The 20,598-nt window shown below is 67.5% G+C and carries 19 protein-coding genes and 1 tRNA gene; 15 read left to right on the top strand and 5 right to left on the bottom strand.

The annotated features are described in order from the left end of the window. Nucleotides 1-3: 3 nt before the first annotated feature. The 3 genes from LRH25_RS02390 to LRH25_RS02380 all read right to left on the bottom strand — a co-directional run bounded on the left by LRH25_RS02390 (nucleotide 4) and on the right by LRH25_RS02380 (nucleotide 2,760). A complete protein-coding gene (locus LRH25_RS02390) occupies nucleotides 4-675 on the bottom strand; it encodes an NAD(P)H-binding protein (protein ID WP_231010101.1) in 672 nt (223 codons plus the stop codon). 74 nt (nucleotides 676-749) lie between these two features. Continuing rightward, on the bottom strand, nucleotides 750-1,976 hold the full coding sequence (locus LRH25_RS02385) for an alpha/beta hydrolase family protein (RefSeq protein ID WP_141290694.1): 1,227 nt from the start codon (nucleotides 1,974-1,976) through the stop codon (nucleotides 750-752). Nucleotides 1,977-2,115: 139 nt separating this feature from the next. Further along, nucleotides 2,116-2,760: an FMN-dependent NADH-azoreductase gene (locus LRH25_RS02380; RefSeq protein WP_141290696.1), complete on the bottom strand. Its 645-nt coding sequence runs from the start codon at nucleotides 2,758-2,760 to the stop codon at nucleotides 2,116-2,118. Nucleotides 2,761-2,834: 74 nt separating this feature from the next. On the opposite strand from LRH25_RS02380, the gene LRH25_RS02375 reads away from it, so the two are divergent. From LRH25_RS02375 to LRH25_RS02365, 3 genes are all read left to right on the top strand, one after another. Then, the gene (locus LRH25_RS02375; RefSeq protein ID WP_231010100.1) at nucleotides 2,835-3,842 is read left to right on the top strand and encodes an AraC family transcriptional regulator; all 1,008 of its coding nucleotides are present in this window, start codon (nucleotides 2,835-2,837) and stop codon (nucleotides 3,840-3,842) included. Nucleotides 3,843-4,235: 393 nt separating this feature from the next. Next, nucleotides 4,236-4,327: transfer RNA gene (locus tag LRH25_RS02370), tRNA-Ser, on the top strand. 143 nt (nucleotides 4,328-4,470) lie between these two features. Next, nucleotides 4,471-5,043 carry an HNH endonuclease gene (locus LRH25_RS02365; RefSeq protein WP_141290306.1) on the top strand — a complete coding sequence of 191 codons (573 nt, stop codon included), beginning with the start codon at nucleotides 4,471-4,473 and terminating at the stop codon, nucleotides 5,041-5,043. 107 nt (nucleotides 5,044-5,150) lie between these two features. Here the strand turns inward: LRH25_RS02365 and LRH25_RS02360 are convergent, their stop codons facing one another. After that, entirely contained in the window at nucleotides 5,151-5,387 is a 237-nt protein-coding gene (locus LRH25_RS02360) for a hypothetical protein (RefSeq protein ID WP_141290305.1), read from the bottom strand. A 264-nt stretch (nucleotides 5,388-5,651) separates the two neighbouring features. Here LRH25_RS02360 and LRH25_RS02355 point away from each other — a divergent pair, with 264 nt between their 5' ends. From LRH25_RS02355 to LRH25_RS02305, 11 genes are all read left to right on the top strand, one after another. Then, nucleotides 5,652-7,175 carry a 3-hydroxyacyl-CoA dehydrogenase gene (locus tag LRH25_RS02355; RefSeq protein ID WP_231010099.1) on the top strand — a complete coding sequence of 508 codons (1,524 nt, stop codon included), beginning with the start codon at nucleotides 5,652-5,654 and terminating at the stop codon, nucleotides 7,173-7,175. Between the two features lie 44 nt (nucleotides 7,176-7,219). Next, the gene (paaK, locus tag LRH25_RS02350; RefSeq protein ID WP_141288095.1) at nucleotides 7,220-8,533 is read left to right on the top strand and encodes a phenylacetate--CoA ligase PaaK; all 1,314 of its coding nucleotides are present in this window, start codon (nucleotides 7,220-7,222) and stop codon (nucleotides 8,531-8,533) included. Between the two features lie 38 nt (nucleotides 8,534-8,571). Beyond that, nucleotides 8,572-9,585 (top strand): 1,2-phenylacetyl-CoA epoxidase subunit PaaA, encoded by a 1,014-nt coding sequence (paaA, locus tag LRH25_RS02345; protein WP_141288096.1) that lies wholly within the window; start codon nucleotides 8,572-8,574, stop codon nucleotides 9,583-9,585. Further along, nucleotides 9,582-9,908: a 1,2-phenylacetyl-CoA epoxidase subunit PaaB gene (gene paaB / locus LRH25_RS02340; RefSeq protein ID WP_141288097.1), complete on the top strand. Its 327-nt coding sequence runs from the start codon at nucleotides 9,582-9,584 to the stop codon at nucleotides 9,906-9,908. Before paaA ends, paaB begins: the two co-directional genes overlap by 4 nt. A gap of 16 nt (nucleotides 9,909-9,924) precedes the next feature. Then, nucleotides 9,925-10,698, top strand: a complete 774-nt coding sequence (paaC, locus tag LRH25_RS02335; protein ID WP_141288098.1) for a 1,2-phenylacetyl-CoA epoxidase subunit PaaC — start codon at nucleotides 9,925-9,927, stop codon at nucleotides 10,696-10,698. Beyond that, entirely contained in the window at nucleotides 10,692-11,213 is a 522-nt protein-coding gene (gene paaD / locus LRH25_RS02330) for a 1,2-phenylacetyl-CoA epoxidase subunit PaaD (protein WP_375142153.1), read from the top strand. The genes paaC and paaD overlap by 7 nt, the downstream gene beginning before the upstream one ends. Further along, nucleotides 11,210-12,295 (top strand): 1,2-phenylacetyl-CoA epoxidase subunit PaaE, encoded by a 1,086-nt coding sequence (gene paaE, locus LRH25_RS02325; RefSeq protein WP_141288099.1) that lies wholly within the window; start codon nucleotides 11,210-11,212, stop codon nucleotides 12,293-12,295. The genes paaD and paaE overlap by 4 nt, the downstream gene beginning before the upstream one ends. Nucleotides 12,296-12,328: 33 nt before the next feature. Then, nucleotides 12,329-12,973, top strand: coding sequence for a TetR/AcrR family transcriptional regulator (locus LRH25_RS02320; RefSeq protein WP_141288100.1), 645 nt, complete (start codon nucleotides 12,329-12,331; stop codon nucleotides 12,971-12,973). Between the two features lie 4 nt (nucleotides 12,974-12,977). Further along, nucleotides 12,978-14,213: a 3-oxoadipyl-CoA thiolase gene (pcaF, locus tag LRH25_RS02315; protein WP_141288101.1), complete on the top strand. Its 1,236-nt coding sequence runs from the start codon at nucleotides 12,978-12,980 to the stop codon at nucleotides 14,211-14,213. Nucleotides 14,214-14,226: 13 nt separating this feature from the next. Further along, on the top strand, nucleotides 14,227-16,272 hold the full coding sequence (paaZ, locus tag LRH25_RS02310; protein WP_231010097.1) for a phenylacetic acid degradation bifunctional protein PaaZ: 2,046 nt from the start codon (nucleotides 14,227-14,229) through the stop codon (nucleotides 16,270-16,272). Between the two features lie 213 nt (nucleotides 16,273-16,485). Then, nucleotides 16,486-16,782: a hypothetical protein gene (locus LRH25_RS02305; RefSeq protein ID WP_141287199.1), complete on the top strand. Its 297-nt coding sequence runs from the start codon at nucleotides 16,486-16,488 to the stop codon at nucleotides 16,780-16,782. Between the two features lie 138 nt (nucleotides 16,783-16,920). Here the strand turns inward: LRH25_RS02305 and LRH25_RS02300 are convergent, their stop codons facing one another. After that, nucleotides 16,921-18,525: an MFS transporter gene (locus LRH25_RS02300; RefSeq protein WP_141287201.1), complete on the bottom strand. Its 1,605-nt coding sequence runs from the start codon at nucleotides 18,523-18,525 to the stop codon at nucleotides 16,921-16,923. A 219-nt stretch (nucleotides 18,526-18,744) separates the two neighbouring features. Between LRH25_RS02300 and LRH25_RS02295 the strand changes: the two genes are divergently transcribed. Then, on the top strand, nucleotides 18,745-20,577 hold the full coding sequence (locus LRH25_RS02295) for a peptide-N4-asparagine amidase (RefSeq protein ID WP_141287203.1): 1,833 nt from the start codon (nucleotides 18,745-18,747) through the stop codon (nucleotides 20,575-20,577). The last annotated feature ends 21 nt before the right edge of the window (nucleotides 20,578-20,598 follow it).

The raw sequence follows: 20,598 nt of genomic DNA, 5'->3' as shown, positions 1-20,598 counted from the left end.
CGTTCAGGCGAACCGTTGCAGCTCGCCAGACAACAGGACTTCCTGCCCCTGCGCCACCGGCACGCGCGCGGCCAGCGCACGCGCCACGCGCGCCGCGTCAACCGGCCGGTAGTTCGCCGGAATCAGCGGCCCCAGCCAGTGGCCGACAGTCTCGGCAATCTGCTCGCCGCGGCGCAGCGGCTGGCCCAGCGCCACACGGTCGCCGACCAGCATGGAAGGCCGCGCGATGACCCAGGCGTCGAAGCCCACGGTCGCCAGTGCGTCTTCCATCTCGCCCTTCACGCGGCTGTAGAAGACGCTGGCGTTGGCCTTTGCGCCCATCGCACTGACCAGGCCGGCACGCCGGGCGCCCGCAGCCCGCGCCGCGCGGGCCACCGCCAGATTGGCATCGAAATCCACCGCCCGGAACGCCGGCTGGCTGCCAGCGATCCTGATCGTCGTACCCAGCGCCAGGTAGACCTCGTCGACCGAGGGCAGCGGTGGCAAGGCAGCGAAGTCCACGACATGCGCGCTGAGCTTCGCGTGCCTCGCCGCAAGCGGGCGCCGGACCAATGCATGCACCTGCATGACCGAAGCATTGGCCAGCAGCAGCGCCAACAAGGCCTGGCCCACCAGCCCGGTCGCACCGGCGATCAGGACCCTGCGGCCGGGATTCACGCGAGCTTCATCGGTCATGACAGGCCTCTGGTCAGCAAAGGGGCCGATGTTAGGCGCTTGGTGCAGGCCGCTCCGGTCCGGCCTGCCTGGCTTCACTCGCCGGTCGGATGCGCGACAACCGGGCAGTCCGGCACATAGCCCGTCGGCAGCGCCGAGGGGAAGTGGTACAGGTCGAAGAAGTGCGTGAAGTTGGCGTAGCCGTTGTAGGGCCCGCTCTTGTGGTCGTATTTCTTCGCCACCCCGTGGCAGGCCACGTCACCGGAACCCTTGGCCTGGTACGCGGCAGACAAGGCGACACCGAAGTTCGCGTCGTGCAGGTCGAAGTAGTCGGCCCAGACGGTGCCCGGGCGCGGGTATTGCGCGCGGCAGTTGGTGTCGCTGTTGTCGCTGCACCAGTGCTGCAGCGTCACGCTACCGTGGCTGATCGGCTCTTCGTCGTACATCACGCGGATCGGCGGCAGCGTGGCACCGGAAGTGGCCGCTTGAACGTCTTCGAGCGCGCAGCCGGCGTCGTAGCTGTCAGGCAGGTTGTAGTTGTCCGGGTCATTGACATAAGCGCTGTAGTCCTCCGGCAGGATGAAGGTCTTCTTGACCTTGGCCTTCTTGTAGCAGCTCTGCGCCTGGTAATCCCACACCGCGCGCACCGTGCTGCTCTCTGCACGCCAGGGCTTGCCGGGCACGGATGCCGCAGCGTCGGGCCGGATCGCCCACAGCATGTTCAGCGTGCCGCGCGACTGGCCGACCAGGAACACGTTGGCCGGGTCGATGTGAAGCTCGTCCGCGTGGTACTTCAGGTACTGGACCGCATCGCGGATGTCGGTGTTGCCGGGCAGGTCGGTGGGATGGGCGGGGTCGTAGGAAGCCGTCGGATGGCGGAACTGCAGCGATGCGACGGCATAACCCGCCTGCATCGCCGGCACCAGCACGCTCTGGAAGATGGTGGACTCTTCGTAGGGCGCGTTTTTCGCAGCCCGGAAGTCTTCGGTCATGCCGGTGGGATGCGTCCAGATGATCAGCGGGCGGACCACATTGATGTCGGACGTGGGATACCAGAGGTCAGCGCGCTGCACCAGGCGGCCCTGCGTCGGTGCCGGTTCGTACCAGTCCTGCGCATCGCCGTAGCAGTAGTCCTGCGCGGTCCAGAAGGTGTAGGTCTGAGGGTTGCCGTTGTAGTCGATCACGGTGCGGCTGACCTTCTGGGGCGTGGGCACCGCTGTCGAACAGGCGATGTCGTCCGCGGCGAGCGCAGCGTGGGCCAGGCCCATGCCGAGGGCAACGCCACACAGCAGGCGAGTGGGGAAGAACAACTTCGAAAACATGGATCCTCCGATGCGAAATTCGCGACTTTAGGAGCCGCTGTTTCGCGGTGGAAGCCCCGCTTGCCCTGGAAATCCCCGTCCCCCCACGATCCACGTAAGCAAACGCTTCAGGCCCGGCACCGCAAGCCCGCGGCGGCGCTCAAAACCCGGTGGCCAGGGCCTGGACCTCGGCCATCGCACCGGCCCGCGCAGACTGCGTCCGGGCTTCCGAAATGCTGGTGCCGTCGATGCCCACCACCGTCACTTCCGGCACGCCCAGCATGCCTAGCCAGTGGCGCAGGTAGGGTGTCACGAAGTCCCAGGCGGCCGTGGGCGAGCCAGGCGCATAGATCCCGCCTCGCGCCGAGACCACCAGCGCCTTGCGGGCCTTCAGCAAGCCCTCCATGCCCTTCTGCGGGTCAGGGCGGAAGGTCAGGCCGGGTTGGGTGACCACGTCCAGCCAGTGCTTGAACCTGTAGGGCACGCCGAAGTTCCACAGCGGCACGCTGAGCAGCAGCAGCTCGGCGCGCTGCAGGCGTTGTGCGTGGCGACTGACCTCGGCCCACGCAGCCGCTTCCTCCTGCGTGTGCGGCAAACCGCTGCGGGCTGCGAATTTCGCACTCAGCGCGGCGCCGTCGAATTCGGGCAAGGTCAAGTCCGGCGTCCACAGGTCCCAGGTGTCGAGCTCGACTTCGGGGTGTCGCGTCAGGTAGGCATCCAGGAAGGCGCGGGCGACGGCGGCGGAGTGGGAGCGCTGTTGGCGCGGAGAAGATTCAATGTAGAGCAGCGTGGTCATGAAGGTCATCAGTCAAAAAGCTTCGATGGCCCGAATGCTAGGAAGCAGCGGCTGGACTGTGAATGACACAGAATCCACAAATCATGACGCAGCGTCCAAGCCTTTCTTCCGCCGCAGCGGCGCCTCCGGGCCTGGTCGACAAGTCCGTGCCGCCCCTGCCGGTGCCCGCCTTCGATGCCTTGTTCCAGGCGCTGCGCATCAAGGGCGTGGTCTATTACGCGCAGGACTTCCACGGCGACTGGGCGATGCACTTTCTCCACACCGTGCACGCGCGTATCCACGTGGTGCTGTGGGGCCGCTGCTGGTTGCAGGTCGGCGGGCAGACGCTGGCGCTGAGGGCCAACGACCTGGTGCTGATGCCCGAAGGCGTGGAACACGTGCTCGGCCACGGCGACCCTGCGCAGGCCGCGATCGCGCCCGACGCGCGCGACGTGGGTCGCATGATCCGCGCCGGCGCGCTGCCCACCCAAGGCGAGCGCAGCGCGCGCCTGATCTCCGGCCACTTCGAGTTCGACCCGCAGGTGCGCGGGCTGCTGGTGAAAAGCCTGCCCACGCTGATCCGCACCCGAGCCCGCACCGGCGCCAACCGCGAACTGGTGCACGCGCTGCCCAGCTTCATGGCGGCCGAGCTGCGCAACCGGCGGCCAGGCAGCGCGGTCATCATCGAGCGCCTGGCCGAGATCTTCCTGGTGCAGGTGGTGCGCGCGCATTTCGAGGCCGCGGCACCGGTGGCTCAAACACCGAGCCTGATGGCGGCCTTCTTCGAGCCGCGCCTGAATGCCGGGCTGAACTTCATGCACGCGCGCTGCCACGAGCCCTTGACCTTGGCGCAGATCGCCAGCGCGGCGGGCATGTCCCGCTCGGCCTTCGCGCAGCGTTTCAAGGCCACCACCGGCGAGATGCCCATGGCCCACCTGGCCGAGTGGCGGCTGCTGAAGGCCGCCCAACTGCTGGCCAGCTCCGACCAGTCCATCGCCCAGGTGGCGGCCGCCTGCGGCCACCGCTCCACCGAAGGATTCAGCCGTGCCTTCAAGCGGCGCCATGGGCAGAGCCCGGCGCAATGGCGGGCCACCGCCGCGGCGGCAGCCTGAAGTCACCGTTGTTGTTTTTCATCTGCCAGCGTCAACCGCATTGACAGAAATGGTAAAGACTATTTACAGTTCCACCCAGTTCAACGCAGCACCCGAGACTTCATCGTGACCGCCACCTTTTCGTTCCACCGCCACCGCGCCCACGGCCTTGCCGTGTGCTTGCGCGTGGGCGGCGGTTCGCGTGGCATCGCGATGAAAGGACGCGTCGGGCGCGATGCAGGCAGTCACCTGTATCGGCCATCGAGTTCGCACCAGCAGCAGGCGTGGCTGGGGGATTCGACGCATCCGGGAGAGGACCGCGCATAGCCGCGCACCCTCGTCGCTCTGTACCCACACAGAGGCCCGGACACCCGCAAGGTGCCCGGGCCTTTTTGTTTTTCCCAATCGCTCAACGGAGAGCTGCCCGAGTGGCAAGGGGCCGGCTTGCTAAGCCGAGGCCGGTGACGAGAGTCGCCGCGAGCGTTCGATCCGCTCGCTCTCCGCCAACCTTGTTTCCTCGACCCGAATGCGGTGTGGTCGAGTGGCCTCAGACACCAGCCTTTGAAGCTGGGGACCTTGGTTCGAATCCAAGCGCCGCTGCCATTCACCCAGGTCCTTGTCCACCCGCGGCCATGAAAGGAGGCCCGCCATGCATCGCCCTCACCAACACGTGTTGCAGCTCGACATCCAGGGCACGCCGCAGGCGTGGATCTCGCTCGAACAGGCTGTTGTGCACATCGCCACCGGCTCGGTCGCCTGGACCGATGGTGACGGCCCGCTGGCCACGCTGCGCGGCGGTACCAACGTCGCCAGCGGCCGGCAGTCGCTGATCAAGGTGCACCCGATCATCGCGTTGCGGGGCGCCTCGAAGCTGAACCTGTTCGACGTGGTGCCCGGCTTCACCAAGGCCAAGCTGCTGCGGCGCGACCGCATGACCTGCGCCTACTGCGGCCAGCGCTTCCAGGAGCGCGAGCTGCAGTGTGAACACATCCAGCCCGAGTCACGCGGCGGCGGCTGGACCTGGATGAACCTGGTCGCGGCCTGCGGCCCGTGCAACAACCGCAAGGCCGCCCGCACGCCCGAGGAAGCCGGCATGCCGCTGCTGTACCTGCCCTACGTGCCCAGCCGGTTCGAAAGCTTCCTGCTCGAAGGCCGGCACATCCGGGCCGACGTGCACGAGTGGCTGGCCGCGCGGCTGCCCAAGGGCTCGCGGCTGAACTGAGCCCTCGCGATTTCGCGGGGGTCTCTCAAGAAAACGCAGGGCCGCCCCAAGTTTTCTTGACCCCCTCGGGGGGCCTGGCGACCGAAGGGCGCCAGGTTTGGGGGCGCTCAACAGCGGCCGGAGCGCCGGCTGCGCGGCTGCAGCTTGTCCAGCTCTGCGATCTGCTGCTTAAGCAGGATCAGCAAGGTGCGGGCGTGCTCGACGGGCATGCGCAGGCGGCTGCTGGCAGCGCCTTCGTCGCGTGGCGGAAGGTTCACCACCGTGAGGTCCACGCGGAGTTCGATCAGGCCCATGTCGTGTCTGGCCGACTTCAGGTTCTGGACTTCAATGTCGTAGGTCTTCAAGCGCGTTCTCCTGCGTTCTGGGCAATGCGCGATTGTCGGCTGGCGGGGACCCGCTTGCCGCCAGCGCACCCTGCCAACCCGACCGCCCCTCGGGCACGGGTTTCCACCAAGTCCCTGAACTTGCGCTGGATCAACACCGGATCTATTATTTACCGATCGGTCGGTCAATTGTGTCTGACCTGCCACCGGTGCTTTCCCGCCCCAACACCGCGCATGGCTTCGCCCATGATGACCGGCTCACTCGGCCGGACGCTGCAGAACCCCATGAGCTCTTTCTCCAAGCTTGATCCGTCCACCCGCGTTGCCGTGATCGGCGCCGGCAGCATGGGTGCCGGCATTGCCCAGCTGGCCGCGCAGGCCGGCCATGAGGTCTGCCTGTTCGACCTGGCGCCCGGCGCGGCGGCCAAGGCCATCGCCCGCATCGGTGCGGACCTGGACCAGGCCGTGCAGCGCGGCCGGCTGACGGTTGACGAACGCGCCACCGTGGGCAGCCGCCTGCGCGCCACCGAGCAACTGGCCGAACTGGCCGGCTGCGGCCTGGCGGTGGAAGCCATCGTCGAACGGCTGGAGCCCAAGCAGGGCCTGTTCCGCCAACTGGAGGAACTGCTGGGCGACGAGGCGGTGCTGGCCACCAACACTTCGTCGATCTCCATCACCGCGATTGCCTTCGGCCTGAAGCGCCCCGCTCGCCTCGTCGGCTGGCACTTCTTCAACCCGGCCACGCGCATGAAGCTGGTCGAGATCATTGGCGGCGTGGAGACCGCACCGGCCTTGGTCGATGCGATGCGCGTGCTGTCGCTGGCCTGGGGCAAGACGCCGGTGGACGCGCCGAACGCGCCCGGCTTCATCGTCAACCGAGTGGCCCGCCCGTATTACGCCGAAGGCTTCAAGCTGCTGGCCGAGCGCGTGGCCGAAGCGCCGGCCATCGACCGCCTGCTGCGGGAGGCCGGCGGCTTTGCGATGGGCCCGTTCGAGCTGACCGACCTGATCGGCCAGGACGTGAACCTCTCGGTCACCGAGTCGGTCTTCCAGGCCACTGGTTACGACCCACGCTACGCACCGAATTTGATCCAGCAGGAGCTGGTGCGCGCAGGTCGCCTGGGCCGCAAGAGCGGGCGCGGCTTTTACGACCATGCCAAGGATGCCGCAGCGCCTGTCGTCACGCTGGTCACGCCCGCAGCCAACCCACCCTCGGTGCGGGCGCCGCGCGACGCCGGCCTGCTCGCGCCGCTACTGCAGCGCCTGGCAACAGCCGGCGTGAGCATCCACGTGGACAGCACGCTGCCAGCCGAACACCTGCAGCTTGGCGAATTGCAGCTCGCCCTGACGGACGGCCGCACCGCAACCGAACGCGCAGCCGGCAAGCCGATGCTGCTGCTGGACCTGGCGCGCGACTTCGCCAGCACCCCCCTGCTGGGCGCCGCCGCCAGCGCTGGCGCCAAGACCCACCTGGCCGACCTGGCCACGCTGCTGCACACCGCCGGCATCGGCCTGCTCGCACTGAACGACGTGGCCGGCCTGGTGGTGATGCGCACCGTCTGCTGCCTGGCCAACGAGGCCTCGGAATTGATGACCACCTCGACTACGCGCGCGGCCGACATCGACACCGCCATGCGCCTGGGCACCAACTACCCGCTGGGCCCGCTGGCCTGGGCCGACCAGCTCGGTCCCAGCCGGGTGTTCGGTGTGTTGGCGAACCTGCAGCAGCACTACGGCGAGACGCGCTACCGCCGCGCGCCGCTGCTCTCGCGCCACCACTTTGCAGGCAGCCACTTCCACGGTGAATGAGGCCGCAGAGCCCACGCCCCGGCCCTTGATTTTCGGAGAGAGACATGCCCGCCAAGCGACCCGCCCCTGGAGATCTGGAGACCATCGAGACCGCCAGCCGTGACGAGATCGAAGCGCTGCAACTGCAGCGCCTGCGCTGGACGCTGCAACACGCCTACGACCACGTGCCGCACTACCGCCAGACCTTCGATTCAGCCGGCGTGCACCCCGGTGACCTGAAGGCGCTGGCCGACCTGGCGAAGTTCCCGTTCACCACCAAGCGCGACCTGCGGGACAACTACCCCTTCGGCCTGTTCGCCGTGCCGCGCGAGCAGGTCGCGCGCATCCATGCGTCTTCGGGCACCACCGGCAAGCCGACCGTGGTGGGCTACACCAAGAAGGACATAGCCACCTGGGCCGACCTGGTGGCGCGCTCCATCCGCGCCGCCGGCGGCCGGGCGGGCGACCTCGTCCACATCGCCTACGGCTACGGCCTGTTCACCGGCGGCCTGGGCGCGCACTACGGCGCCGAGCGGGCCGGCTGCACCGTGATACCGATGTCCGGCGGCCAGACCGAAAAGCAGGTCCAGCTGATCCACGACTTCAAGCCCGACATCATCATGGTGACGCCCTCGTACATGCAGGTCATCATCGAGGAGTTCACCCGCCAGGGGCTGGATGCGCGCGAAAGCTCGCTGAAGGTCGGCATCTTCGGCGCCGAGCCGTGGACCGAGGCGATGCGGCGCGAGATCGAAGGCAAGGCCAGCATCGACGCGGTCGACATCTACGGCCTGTCCGAAGTGATGGGCCCGGGTGTGGCCAGCGAGTGCATTGAAAGCAAGGACGGGCCGGTCGTCTGGGAAGACCATTTCTACCCCGAGATCATCGACCCGCTGACCGGCGAAGTGCTGCCCGACGGCAGCGAAGGCGAGCTGGTGTTCACCTCGCTGAGCAAGGAGGCGCTGCCCATCATCCGCTACCGCACGCGCGACCTGACGCGCCTCTTGCCGCCCACGTCCCGATCGTTTCGCCGCATGGGCAAGATCGTCGGCCGCAGCGACGACATGCTGATCATCCGCGGCGTGAACGTGTTCCCCACGCAGATCGAGGAGATCGTGCTGCAGCACCAGCAGCTCTCCGGCCAGTACCAGATCGTTGTCAGCCGTGAAGGCCTGCTGGACCAGGTCGAGGTCGTCTGCGAACAGCATGCCGGCGCGAGCCTGAATGACAGCGAGCTGCGCGACATCGCCGGTTGGCTGCAGCACCGCATCAAGACCCTGGTGGGCATTTCCGTCAAGCCCAGCGTGCAGACCAACGGCAGCATCGAACGCACGCTGGTCGGTAAGGCCCGTCGCGTGGTCGACAAGCGGCCGAAGTAAGCCACGCCCCTGTCACCCATTCACCCAAAGGAACGCGCATGTACACCCAAGCCATGGACCTGATGGCCAAGGAAGGCGGCCCGGCGCAGAAGCCGCTGCGCAGCGCCGAGGAGGTGCAGCTGGAAGCCCGCTTCGAAGCCCGCATTGACGACGGCGGCTTCATCGAAGCCAAGGACTGGATGCCCGAGCACTACCGCAAGACGCTGGTGCGGCAGATCAGCCAGCACGCACATTCGGAGATCGTCGGCATGCTGCCCGAGGGCAACTGGATCACCCGCGCGCCCACGCTCAAGCGCAAGACCATCCTGCTGGCCAAGGTGCAGGACGAAGCCGGCCACGGCCTCTACCTCTATGCGGCGGCCGAGACCTTGGGCACCTCGCGCGACCAGATGTACGAGGCGCTGCACACCGGCCGCGCCAAGTACAGCTCGATCTTCAACTACCCCACGCTGAGCTGGGCCGACATGGGCGTGATCGGCTGGCTGGTGGACGGCGCAGCCATCATGAACCAGGTGCCGCTGTGCCGCTGCTCGTACGCGCCGTATGCGCGGGCGATGGTGCGCATCTGCCGCGAAGAAAGCTTTCACCAGCGCCAGGGCTACGAGGCCTTGCTGACGATGATGAACCATGGCACCGCGGCGCAGAAAGAGATGGTGCAGGACGCGGTGAACCGCTGGTGGTGGCCCTCGCTGATGATGTTCGGCCCGCCGGATGCGGAGAGCCCAAACTCGGCGCAGTCCATGCGCTGGGGCATCAAGCGCATCTCCAACGACGCACTGCGCCAGAAGTTCATCGACGCCACCGTCGAGCAGGCCAAGCTGCTGGGCGTGAGCCTGCCGGACCCGGACCTGAAGTGGAACGAGGAACGCCAGTCCCACGATTACGGCCCCATCGACTGGGCCGAGTTCTGGCGCGTGGTCAATGGCGACGGCCCCTGCAACCGCGAGCGCCTGAACGCCCGCGTGGACGCCTGGGAAGACGGCGCCTGGGTGCGCGATGCCGCCATGGCGTACGCCCGCAAGCAACAGCAGATTGACAAGGAAGCAGCATGAGCACCGGCAACAGCCAGAACCCGAAGGTCGACCCCAAGGCAGCGCAGGAATGGCCGCTGTGGGAAGTGTTCGTGCGCAGCAAGGCGGGGCTGGACCACAAGCACTGCGGCAGCCTGCACGCACCCGACGCGGCCGGCGCGATCCAGCTGGCGCGCGAGGTCTACACCCGGCGCCAGGAAGGCACCAGCGTGTGGGTCGTGCAGTCCAAGGACATCGTCGCCAGCGACCCGTCGGACAAGGACATGTACTTCGACCCGATGGAAGACAAGGTCTACCGCCATCCGACCTTCTACGAGCTGCCGGCTTCGGTCGACCACATGTGATCGGGGGCCCTGCAACATGACCGCTTCGATTCAAGTCACCACCAACCCCGCCGTGCAATACGTGCTGCGACTGGGCGACACCTGCCTGATCGCCGGCCAGCGACTGGCCGAGTGGTCGGGCCGCGGCCCGGTGCTGGAAGAAGACATCGCCTTGTCCAACATGGCGCTGGACCTGGTAGGCCAGGCGCGTGCGCTTTTGACCCATGCCAGCAAGCTCGAAGGCGCGGGCCATGACGAAGACCAACTGGCCTTCCTGCGCGACGAGCGCGACTTCCTGAACCCGACCCTGGTCGAGCTGCCGCGCGGCGACTTCGCCGTCACGGTGTTGCGCAATGCCATTCTCGCCACCTTCCTGAAGCAGCTGTGGATCCGCCTGCAAGGCTCCAGTGACAGCGAGCTGGCCGGCATTGCCGGCAAGGCCGTGAAGGAAGCGCGCTACCACCAGCAGCACGCCGCAGACTGGGTGGCTCGCCTGGGCGACGGCACCGATGAATCGCGCCGCCGCATGGAACGTGCGCTGCGCGACCTGTGGCTGTACGTGGCCGAGCTGTTCGACGCCGATGCGGTGGACGAAGCGGCGGCTGCCAGCGGCCTGGGCCCGCGCTGGTCCGACGTGCAGGCCGCGTGGACCGCCGAGATGGACCAGATCCTCGAAGGCGGCAAGTTGCAAGCGCCCAAGCTCGGCGCCTTCCGCAGCGACGGCAAGCGCGGCCGCCACAGCGAGCACATGGGCTACATCCTGGCCGAGATGCAGCATTTGCAGCGCAGCTTCCCTGGAGGCGTCTGGTGAACCTGGTCGCGCCGCCGAAACAGGACACGGCCCGCCTCGAACAGGTCTGGGCGGTGCTGGACACCGTGCTGGACCCGGAGGTTCCCGCCGTCTCGGTGCGCGACCTGGGGATCGTGCGCGACGTGATCGCCACCAGCGACGGTGGCATCGAGGTCGTGCTCACACCCACCTATTCCGGCTGCCCGGCCACCGAGGTCATCGAGCGTGACGTGCTGGCTGCCGTGCACGCAGCGGGCCTGGGCCCCGCCCGCGTGCGCCTGCAGCGCGCCCCCGCCTGGACCACCGACTGGATCAGCGAAGCCGGCCGCCAGAAGATGAACGCCTACGGCATCGCGCCGCCCGGGCCGGTGCTGGACCAAGGCGAGTCGCTGGTGCGTGTCATCCCCCGGCTGGCCTGCCCGCGCTGCGGCAGCAAACGCACCGAGCGCCTGTCCGCCTTCGGTTCCACCGCCTGCAAGGCCCTGTACCGCTGCATCGCGTGCCAGGAGCCTTTTGAACACTTCAAACCCATATGAGCGGCCTGCACTTCCACCCTTTGCGCGTGCGCGCGCTGCTGCCAGACACCGACGAAGCCACCATCGTGTCGTTTGAGGTGCCTGAATCCCTGCGCGAGCAGTTCCGCTTCAAGCCTGGCCAGTACCTGACGCTGCGCACCGAAGTCGACGGCGTGGACCTGCGGCGCTCATACTCGATTTGCTCGGCCAGCGGCGACGAGCTGCGCGTGGGCGTGCGCAAGGTGCCGGGCGGCGTGTTCTCCACCTGGGTCAACGAACACCTAAAGCCGGGCGACCTGCTGCAGGTCATTCCGCCGCAGGGGCATTTCACGGTGCCTGCGCTGCCGGCGGCTGACGCGCCAGCGCGCCACTACCTCGGCATTGCCGGCGGCAGCGGCATCACGCCCATCCTGTCCATCATGAAGACGGTGCTGGCCGAGCAACCCAAGGCCCGCTTCACGCTGATCTACGGCAACCGGCAGCAGAAGTCCACGATGTTCAAGGAAGAACTCGAGGACCTGAAGAACCGCTACCTGACGCGGCTGGTGCTGCACCACGTCTTCTCGCGCGAAGTAATGGACACGCCGCTGAACGGTGGCCGGCTGGACCGCAACAAGCTGGCCGAGTTCTTCCGCACGCTGGTGAACCCCGCAGGCATCGACCACGCCTTCGTCTGCGGCCCGTTTGGGGTGAACGACGAAGCCGAGGCCGCGTTGCGAGCCGCTGGCCTGTCGGACGACCAGATCCACATCGAGCGCTTCGGCGTGCCGGATGCCGAGCGCGCCGCGCAGGTGCACCTGCCGCAGCCTGGCGACGCCGAAAGCGCCCGCGTCATCATCATCCGTGACGGGCTGGAGCGCGAGATCTCGTTCCGCAAGAGCGACCCCAGCATCCTGGACGCCGCGGCTGCAGCCGGCCTGGAAGTGCCGTTCTCGTGCAAGTCCGGTGTGTGCTGCACCTGCCGCGCCAAGCTGCTCGAAGGCCAGGTGCGCATGGACCGCAACTTCGCGCTGGAGAAGCACGAGGTCGAGGCCGGCTTTGTGCTGACCTGTCAGTCGCACCCGCTGACCGAGCGCGTGGTGCTCTCCTTCGATGAACGCTGAGAATCCGGCTTCCCCTCACTGACAAGGAAAGCCGTGGCCCGCGGACGTTCTCCCGGATACGACAACCAGCGCGACGCCATCCTGGCGCGTGCGGCCGAGCTGTTTGCCCAGCAGGGCTACCCGGGCACTTCGATGAACCAGGTCGCGCAGGCCTGCGGCCTGTCCAAGCCCGCGGTCTACCACTACTTCCGCGACAAGTACGCGCTGCTGGTCGAGATTGCCGAAGGCCATGTGGCACGGCTGCAGGAGCTGGTGCAGGAGGTCGAAGCAGCCGACCTGTTGCCAGAGCCGCGGCTGCGCGAGTTGATCCACCGCTTCGTCGAGGAATACGGCAGCGCCCAGCATGCGCACCGGGTGCTGACCGAGGACGTGGGCATCCTCGAACCAGCCGACCGCGAACGGGTGCTGAACAAGGAACGCCAGGTGGTGGAAGGCTTTGCGCGGGCCATCCGCCAGATGCGTCCGCGGCTGGCCGAGGGCGGCATGAGCAAGCCGTTGACCATGCTGCTGTTCGGCATGATCAATTGGATGTTCACCTGGCTGCGCCCGGATGGCGCGCTGACCTACGCCGCGATGGCCCCCGTCGTCACGGACCTGTTTTTCGGCGGCATCGGCGCGGTGCGCCCGCCGCTGCCGGCCGAGCCGCCACCCGATCCCAAGACATCCAACGGAGACTGAACCCATGACCCCCTCGCCTCGCCACGCCTGGATCATCGACGGCGTGCGCACCCCCTTCGGCCGTTACGGCGGCAGCCTGGCGGGCGTGCGCACCGACGACCTCGGCGCCGTGCCCATCAAGGCCTTGATGGACCGCAACCCCGGCGTGGACTGGGCGGCGGTGGACGACGTGCTCTACGGCTGCGCCAACCAGGCCGGCGAGGACAACCGCAACGTGGCCCGCATGGTTGCGCTGCTGGCGGGCCTGCCGGTGGACGTGCCGGGCAGCACCATCAACCGCCTGTGCGGCTCCGGGCTGGACGCGGTGGGCAGCGCGGCGCGCGCCATCGTCGCGGGCGATGCGGACCTGGTCATAGCCGGCGGTGTGGAGAGCATGACGCGCGCGCCCTTCGTGATGGGCAAGGCCGACAACGCGTTTTCGCGCAGCGCCAAGGTCGAGGACACCACCATCGGCTGGCGCTTCGTCAACGCGAAGATGAAAGCCTCGCACGGCATCGACTCGATGCCCGAGACGGCAGAAAACGTCGCCACCGACTACAAGGTCTCGCGCGCCGACCAGGATCAGTTCGCCTGGACCTCGCAGCAGCGCACCGAGGCCGCACGCCGGGCCGGCTTCTTCGACGGCGAGATCGTGCCGGTGGTCATTCCTTCATCCAAAACATCAGCCAAGGGCAATGGCGAGCCGATCAGCATCACCACCGACGAACACCCGCGCCCCGACACCACGCTGGAGCAGCTGAACCGCCTGAAGGGCGTAGTGCGGCCAGACGGCAGCGTCACCGCCGGCAATGCCTCGGGCGTGAACGATGGCGCGGTGGCGCTGCTGCTGGCCTCCGACGAGGCCGTGAAGCGCTACAAGCTGAAGCCGCGCGGCCGTGTGCTGGCGATGATGGCCGCGGGCGTGCCGCCACGCATCATGGGCATGGGCCCGGCGCCGGCCACGAAGAAGCTGCTGGCCCACCTGGGCTGGACGCTGGACGAGGTCGACACCATCGAGCTCAACGAAGCCTTTGCCGCGCAAGGTCTGGCGGTGATGCGCGAACTCGGCCTGCCCGACGACTCGGCCAAGGTCAACCCGAACGGCGGTGCCATCGCCATCGGCCACCCGCTGGGTGCCTCCGGTGCACGCCTGGTGCTGACCGCACTGCGCCAGCTGGAGCGCACCGCCGGCCGCCGCGCGATTGCCACCATGTGCATCGGCGTCGGCCAGGGCATCGCCATCGCCATTGAACGCGCTTGACCGGAGCCTCGACATGACAACCCCTGTTCTTCAAAGTTTCATCGGCGGCCGCTGGATCGGCCAGCAGGCATCGCAGTCGCTGCTGAGCGCCATCAACGGCCAACCTGTGGCCGGCACACATGCCGAAAGCCTGGACTTCGGCGAGGCCGTCACGCACGCCCGAGGCCCTGGCGTGGCCGCGCTGCTGAAGCTGGACTTCCAGCAGCGTGCCGCGCGGCTGAAGGCGCTGGGCGCCTACCTCAACGAGCACAAGGAAACGCTGTACGAAATCTCGCGCCACACCGGCGCCACACGCAAGGACAGCTGGGTCGACATCGAAGGCGGCTCCGGCACGCTGTACGCCTACGCCAGCCTGGGTGCCAACGGCCTGCCCTCGGGCAATGTGCTCCACGAGGGCCCGGTGATTCCGCTGGGCAAAAAAGGCGGCTTTGCCGGCACCCACATCCTGGTGCCACGCGGCGGCGTGGCGGTGCACATCAATGCCTTCAACTTCCCGGTCTGGGGCATGCTGGAAAAGTTCGCGCCCAGCTTCCTGGCCGGCATGCCGTGCATCGTCAAACCGGCCACCGCCACCAGCTATTTGACCGAAGCCACTGTGCGGCTGATGCACGCCAGCGGCCTGCTGCCCGAAGGCAGCCTGCAACTGGTGATCGGCAGCACCGGGGACCTGCTGGACCGCCTGGCCGGCCAGGACATGGTGACCTTCACCGGCTCGGCCGACACCGCCGCCAAGCTGCGCGTGCACCCGAACCTGATCCGCCAATCGGTGCCCTTCAACGCCGAGGCCGATTCGCTGAACTGCGCCATCCTCGCGCCCGACGTGACGCCGGACGACGAGGAGTTCGAGCTCTTCGTGCGCGAAGTGGCCAACGAAATGACCACCAAGGCCGGCCAGAAGTGCACCGCCATCCGCCGCGCCATCGTGCCGCGCCAGTACGTGGACGAAGTGGCCACGCGGCTGCGCAAGCGCCTGGCGGCCACCGTCGTGGGCGACCCGGCGCGCGAAGGCGTGCGCATGGGCGCGCTGGCCTCGCATGCGCAGCAGGCCGACGTGGCCGAGCGGGTGGCCCGGCTGCTGCAAAACGCCGAGCTTGTCTATGGCGAACGCGACGGCTTTGCGCCGGTGGGCGACGGCGTCGCCGAAGGCGCCTTCTTCTCGCCCACGCTGCTGCTGGCGCGCGACTCGCACCACGCCGACGTGCACGACATCGAAGCCTTCGGCCCGGTCAGCAGCCTGCTGCCTTATGACGGGCTGGACGAAGCGCTGGCGCTGGCCGCTCGCGGCAAGGGCAGCCTGGTCGGCACACTGGTCACGCGCGACCCTGCCATTGCGGCGCGCGCGATTCCCGCCGCCGCGATGTGGCACGGCCGCCTGCTGGTGCTGGACCGCGAGGCCGCGGTCGAGTCCACCGGCCACGGCTCGCCGCTGCCAGCCCTCAAGCACGGCGGCCCCGGCCGTGCCGGCGGCGGCGAAGAACTGGGTGGCCTGCGCGCGGTGCACCACTACCTGCAGCGCACCGCCGTGCAAGGCTCGCCCACCATGCTGGCCGCGATCACCGGCGAGCATGTGCGCGGCGCCAAGGTCATCGAGACCGAGGTGCACCCGTTCCGCCGTCACTTCGAGGATCTGCAGATCGGCGAATCGCTGCTCACGCACCGCCGTACCGTGGGCGAGGCCGACATCGTCGCCTTCGGCGGCATCTCGGGTGACTTCTTCTACATGCACTTCGACGAGATCGCCGCCAGGCAAACCGACTTCGGCCAGCGCATCGCCCACGGCTACTTCGTGCTCTCCGCCGCCGCCGGCCTGTTCGTCTCACCCGCGCCCGGCCCGGTGCTCGCCAACTACGGCCTGGACACCCTGCGCTTCACCAAGCCCGTCGCCATCGGCGACACCATCCAGGCCCGCCTGACCTGCAAACGAAAGATCGACCGCAACAAGCGCGACGCCAAAGGCATCGGCCAAGGCGTCGTCGCCTGGGACGTGGAAGTGCGCAACCAGCACGGCGAGATGGTAGCGAGCTATGACATCCTGACCTTGGTGGCGAAGAAGGTTTGATCGACGTTCCACCTGCACAATCCCGTCGTCAGCGTCGCGGAACGGTAAACGCACGGCACCAGCCGTCCTCGCAACGGGTGCAGGTTTCGATGCCTGCCGCTGACAAACTTTATGCGGTCACGGCGCGATGTCCGGCCAGTGGCTGGTGGTCGCCAGTGGCGGCACTCGGATAGCCATGCATAGGGCTGCAGCGATGCCTTGAAAAGGGGAGCCATGCTGTATTCGATCCTGACTTCTCTCGCCGTACTGGCGACATTGATTGCAGTCGTCGCGTGGATCGTGGGATTCGTGTCTGCGGCCCGGGCCTTTGGACACCGCGGATCTCAACTTCTTTCGACCGAGATAAAGGCACTGCGCCCCCCTGGCGTTACAACAGACACGGACCGGGTGGAAAGCGCAGTCGAAGATCTCAAGCGCCGTTTGTTCAAATCGATGCTCGTGTTCATCATTTGCCTCGCCCTTAGCACCGGCCTGATCTTGCTCAGAAATTGGGCCCTCGCCGAAAGCTAGCTCGCAGGTGTCAGGCCTCCCATTTCTCTCGCCCGCCAGCGGCGCAGCATCTTGCCGGAGCAGATCAGCTGATCGCCAGCCAAAACATGCCGCCGCCGGTGTCCAGGAAGGCCCGCATGATCGGGCCTTGATGCGCGGCTAACTGCTGAGCGCGCTCTGGATGTCTTCCAGCGCAATGCCCCGGGTCTCGACGCCACTGCGCCACAGCATGGCGGCCGACACGGCCATGGGCAAGGCTAGTGCGACGGCCGAAAGCGCGAAATGATCGAAGAAGCTGAAGAGCGCCAACGCGGCGCCCAGGATGCCGCCGAACTTGGAGCTGGCGGCAATCACCCCGGACCCACTTCCGCGCAGGTGCACAGGGTAGATCTCGGCCGCGTAGGGAATGAGCATTGCGATCACGCCGCTGACGCTGACGAGCAGGGCCGCCGTGGCCACCGTCGTCAGGCCCGTCGACCGGATCTGGAAGGCGGCCAAGGCGGCGAAACCGAGCAGCACCGCGGCCGTGAGTGCAATGAACAGCACCAGCGCCTTGAAGCTGCTCCAGCGCTGGTAGAGAAGGATGACGACCGCGATGCCGGGCAAGGCAAAAAAGGCCGACTTCGCCAGCAGCGCGCTGGCCGCAGCAGGGTCTACGCCCAGCTCCTTCAGGTTCGTCGGCAACCACAGCAGGAAGCCGAAGTTCGCCAGACCCCAGCCGGTGCCGCAGACCAGCAACGCCCAGGTGATGCGGGCATGCCGGCCTCGCATCAGTTGGCGAATGCCTGACACAGGATGGCTTTCGTCGATGACGGCCGGACCGGGATGCGCCGGGTCATCGGCCTCGAGGGCCCGCTTCGAGCCTGCGAACTGGCGCAGGATCGCGTGGGACTCTTCGTGACGGCCCATGGCGGCCAGGAAGCGCGGAGACTCGGGAATGAAGCGGTTCAGGAAGATGATCGCGGCACCCGTGGGCAAGCCCAGCAGCCACAGCACGCGCCAGTTGAAGAGCGGCTCCAGCCACGCAGCCGATCCCGCCGCAATCATGTAACCCGCAGAGGTGCCGATGCCGCCCAGCGCGACCATCAGCCAGCCCCGATGCCGGGCCGGCACCGTCTCCGCCATCAAGGTGAATGCGATGGGCAGCAAGCCGCCGGCCGATGCGCCCATCAGGAAGCACATCGCGAGGTTCCATTCGAAGGTCGGCATCGCGCCGCAGATGGCCGTGCCGATGAACATCAGCGCCGAAAACAGGATGGCCGCCCGCCGGCCGAAGCGGTCGGCAATGCGCCCCCAGATGACCGAGCCCACGGTCGTCCCGGTGAGCGCGAACAGCGCCAGCAGGCTCGCGTGGGACCTGGGCAGCGCATATTCGGCACTCAAGCCCGGCATCACAAAGCCGAGCGTTGCCGGCTTCATCACGTCGATGGCGAGGGTGACGATGAGCACGAGCACCAGCTTCCAGTGCTCGCGGTTCAGTGCCACGCCGTCGGCGACATGCAGGTACCTGGCACTGGCCTGCGGAGTAGACGATTCGGCCCGCGCCCGCGGCGGCATCAACGCGTAGAACGACAGCGAAAGACCGATGGGGATGAGCGCCATGCCAATCCACATCTCCGCCGTCATCGGCATGCCCACCAGCCGCCAATGCGTGTGCTGGCCCATCAACAACATGGGCACATGCGCGAGCACGCCCGCGGTGATCAGCGCGCAGCCGACCCAGAAAGCCAGAGGATGTTGGAAGAGGACTCGCTTGGCTTGCATGCGGTGAGACGCTCGGTGAGGCGGGCAGTCTAGCGCGGGGCATGTTCGACACCGCGACGTCGGCCGCGAAGGCAGCCGCGCCACCGGCCGTCATGCAGCCGCCAGATCGAAATCAGCCATGCGGCATGGGGTATCCCCGCCGACAGATGAGCAAGACCTTGGCATACCCTTTGCGTGGCTGGCTCCCTGCCATCTTCCTCAACCCAGCAGAGCCCGTTCATGCCGAACCTTCCGATCCGCCCGACGCCACGCGCATCCCTTGCGCTGGCGCTCGCAACGTGTGCGCTTGCACTTTTCATCAGCGGCTGTGACGGGGATGGCGACGGGGCTTCCACGCCCGGTGCCGTGGTGCCCGTGGCGGCTCTGGCCGCCTCCGCCGGCGCCACCGGCGCGGTGGTGGCCGATGCGCCGCTGCCCAGGCCCACCAGCACACCGTGCACGATCACGCTGTACAGCGGCATGACCTACAGCGGCTTCGACGCCCATGCCTTCGCCTACCCCGGTTCGGGCGCCTGCACCGGCAAGTTCGCCAAGGTGGTGCTGGAAGCGGACTTCTCGGTCAATGCCGGCCGGCAGTTCGACCGCACCGCGCTGATCTCCATCGGCGGCGTGAACCTGTATTTCGGCACCACGCAGGAGCCTTCGGCCACCGTGGCGCCAAGCTGGCACGTCGAGCGGGACCTGACGGACTATGCCAACGCGCTGACTGCCGCGGCCACCGGCTACGTGCGGCTGGACAACGTTGTCGACGACACCTACACCGGCCTGCTCCTGGGCTCGGCCAGGCTGGTGTTCTATCCGGCAGCGACCGATGCCGACGACGCCACCTCGCGCGTGGCAGACGCGGTGATTCCCTTCGCTGGCGACCTGGTGACCGGCGACCCGGCCAGCCTCGCCACGGCCACCGACGCGCTGCAGCGCAGGCTTTCGCTGCCGACCAACATCGTGCGGCTCTACCTGGACGTGCAGGCCGAGAGCCAGGGCGACGACGAGTTCTGGTACACCTGCGTGCCCGACGACCAGACCAGCGCTCTGCAAAGCTGCGGGGGTGGCAGCTTCCGCGAGGTGCTGGTCACCATCGACGGCCAGCCGGCCGGGCTGGCGCCGGTCGTTCCGCGCGTCTACACCGGCGGCATCGACCCCGGCCTCTGGCGCCCGACACCCGGTGCCGAGACCCTCGCCTTCAACCCTTCCCGCGTCGACCTCACGCCGTTCGCCGGTGCGCTGAGCGACGGCGCGTCGCACACGGTGGCCATCTCGGTCGAAGGGGCCCAGGACCACTACTCGGTCGTCGGCAACCTGCTGGTCTACCGGGACGCAGGCACCGCCACCACGGGCGGCGCCGTCAGCAGCAACACGCTGACCAGCACCGCACTGACCGCGCCCGTCACGATCAACGAGGTTGTCGTGGCTGACGACGGCAGCGCGAATGACCCGCTGAGCGTGACGGCCACGCGCAGCTATGCGATCACCGGCTACGTCGACACGTCTAAAGGCCGCGTGACCACCACGGTGCAGCAGGATCTGACGTTCAGCAACCTGCAGACCTTCCAGATCACCGACATTCTGTATTCGCAGACCATCGCCCAGAAGTCCACCGTGGCCGCCACCGTGACGACCACCAGCGGCAAGAACAAGACGGTCGACACCTTCGCCTTCAGCTACCCGCTGGACGTGGGCTACGTCTACGACGGCGATGCGAACACCCAGAACAGCACCATGGCCCAGGACTTCAGCACCACCGTGTCGCGCAAGGTCAACGACAAGGCCGTGTTCAACAGCGCCTTCGAGAACAGCCTCACTTCGAAGTCCGGGCTGATCTTCAGCAACACCGGCGGCGCCACCCAGCGCGTGGGCCAGGAGGGCACGCAAACGGTCAGCTACAGCGACAACATCGGCAGCTGCTACAAACGCAGCATCGCCACCGCCCTCAACGCCCTCACCTCTGTGGAAGAAGGCACCGGCTGCGCCAAAGGCAACGTCCTGAACTGGCTTGCCCAACCCGACGGCGCGCCGGCGCAGGGCGTGCTGGAACAGGTGACGGCGGACTGAGGGCGCCAAGGGAGGAGAGGC

The organism is Ideonella azotifigens (assembly GCF_021043325.1).
In the GTDB taxonomy this organism is placed as follows: domain Bacteria; phylum Pseudomonadota; class Gammaproteobacteria; order Burkholderiales; family Burkholderiaceae_C; genus Ideonella; species Ideonella azotifigens.
This window is presented reverse-complemented; position numbering and strand designations above follow the sequence as displayed.

Bases quoted from the DNA above. Each gene is read 5' to 3' on its own strand.
- LRH25_RS02390 (WP_231010101.1), bottom strand. From the start codon at position 675: ATGACCGATGAAGCTCGCGTGAATCCCGGCCGCAGGGTCCTGATCGCC.
- LRH25_RS02385 (WP_141290694.1), bottom strand. From the start codon at position 1,976: ATGTTTTCGAAGTTGTTCTTCCCCACTCGCCTGCTGTGTGGCGTTGCC.
- LRH25_RS02380 (WP_141290696.1), bottom strand. From the start codon at position 2,760: ATGACCTTCATGACCACGCTGCTCTACATTGAATCTTCTCCGCGCCAA.
- LRH25_RS02375 (WP_231010100.1), top strand. From the start codon at position 2,835: ATGACGCAGCGTCCAAGCCTTTCTTCCGCCGCAGCGGCGCCTCCGGGC.
- LRH25_RS02365 (WP_141290306.1), top strand. From the start codon at position 4,471: ATGCATCGCCCTCACCAACACGTGTTGCAGCTCGACATCCAGGGCACG.
- LRH25_RS02355 (WP_231010099.1), top strand. From the start codon at position 5,652: ATGAGCTCTTTCTCCAAGCTTGATCCGTCCACCCGCGTTGCCGTGATC.
- paaK (WP_141288095.1), top strand. From the start codon at position 7,220: ATGCCCGCCAAGCGACCCGCCCCTGGAGATCTGGAGACCATCGAGACC.
- paaA (WP_141288096.1), top strand. From the start codon at position 8,572: ATGTACACCCAAGCCATGGACCTGATGGCCAAGGAAGGCGGCCCGGCG.
- paaB (WP_141288097.1), top strand. From the start codon at position 9,582: ATGAGCACCGGCAACAGCCAGAACCCGAAGGTCGACCCCAAGGCAGCG.
- paaC (WP_141288098.1), top strand. From the start codon at position 9,925: ATGACCGCTTCGATTCAAGTCACCACCAACCCCGCCGTGCAATACGTG.
- paaE (WP_141288099.1), top strand. From the start codon at position 11,210: ATGAGCGGCCTGCACTTCCACCCTTTGCGCGTGCGCGCGCTGCTGCCA.
- pcaF (WP_141288101.1), top strand. From the start codon at position 12,978: ATGACCCCCTCGCCTCGCCACGCCTGGATCATCGACGGCGTGCGCACC.
- paaZ (WP_231010097.1), top strand. From the start codon at position 14,227: ATGACAACCCCTGTTCTTCAAAGTTTCATCGGCGGCCGCTGGATCGGC.
- LRH25_RS02305 (WP_141287199.1), top strand. From the start codon at position 16,486: ATGCTGTATTCGATCCTGACTTCTCTCGCCGTACTGGCGACATTGATT.
- LRH25_RS02300 (WP_141287201.1), bottom strand. From the start codon at position 18,525: ATGCAAGCCAAGCGAGTCCTCTTCCAACATCCTCTGGCTTTCTGGGTC.
- LRH25_RS02295 (WP_141287203.1), top strand. From the start codon at position 18,745: ATGCCGAACCTTCCGATCCGCCCGACGCCACGCGCATCCCTTGCGCTG.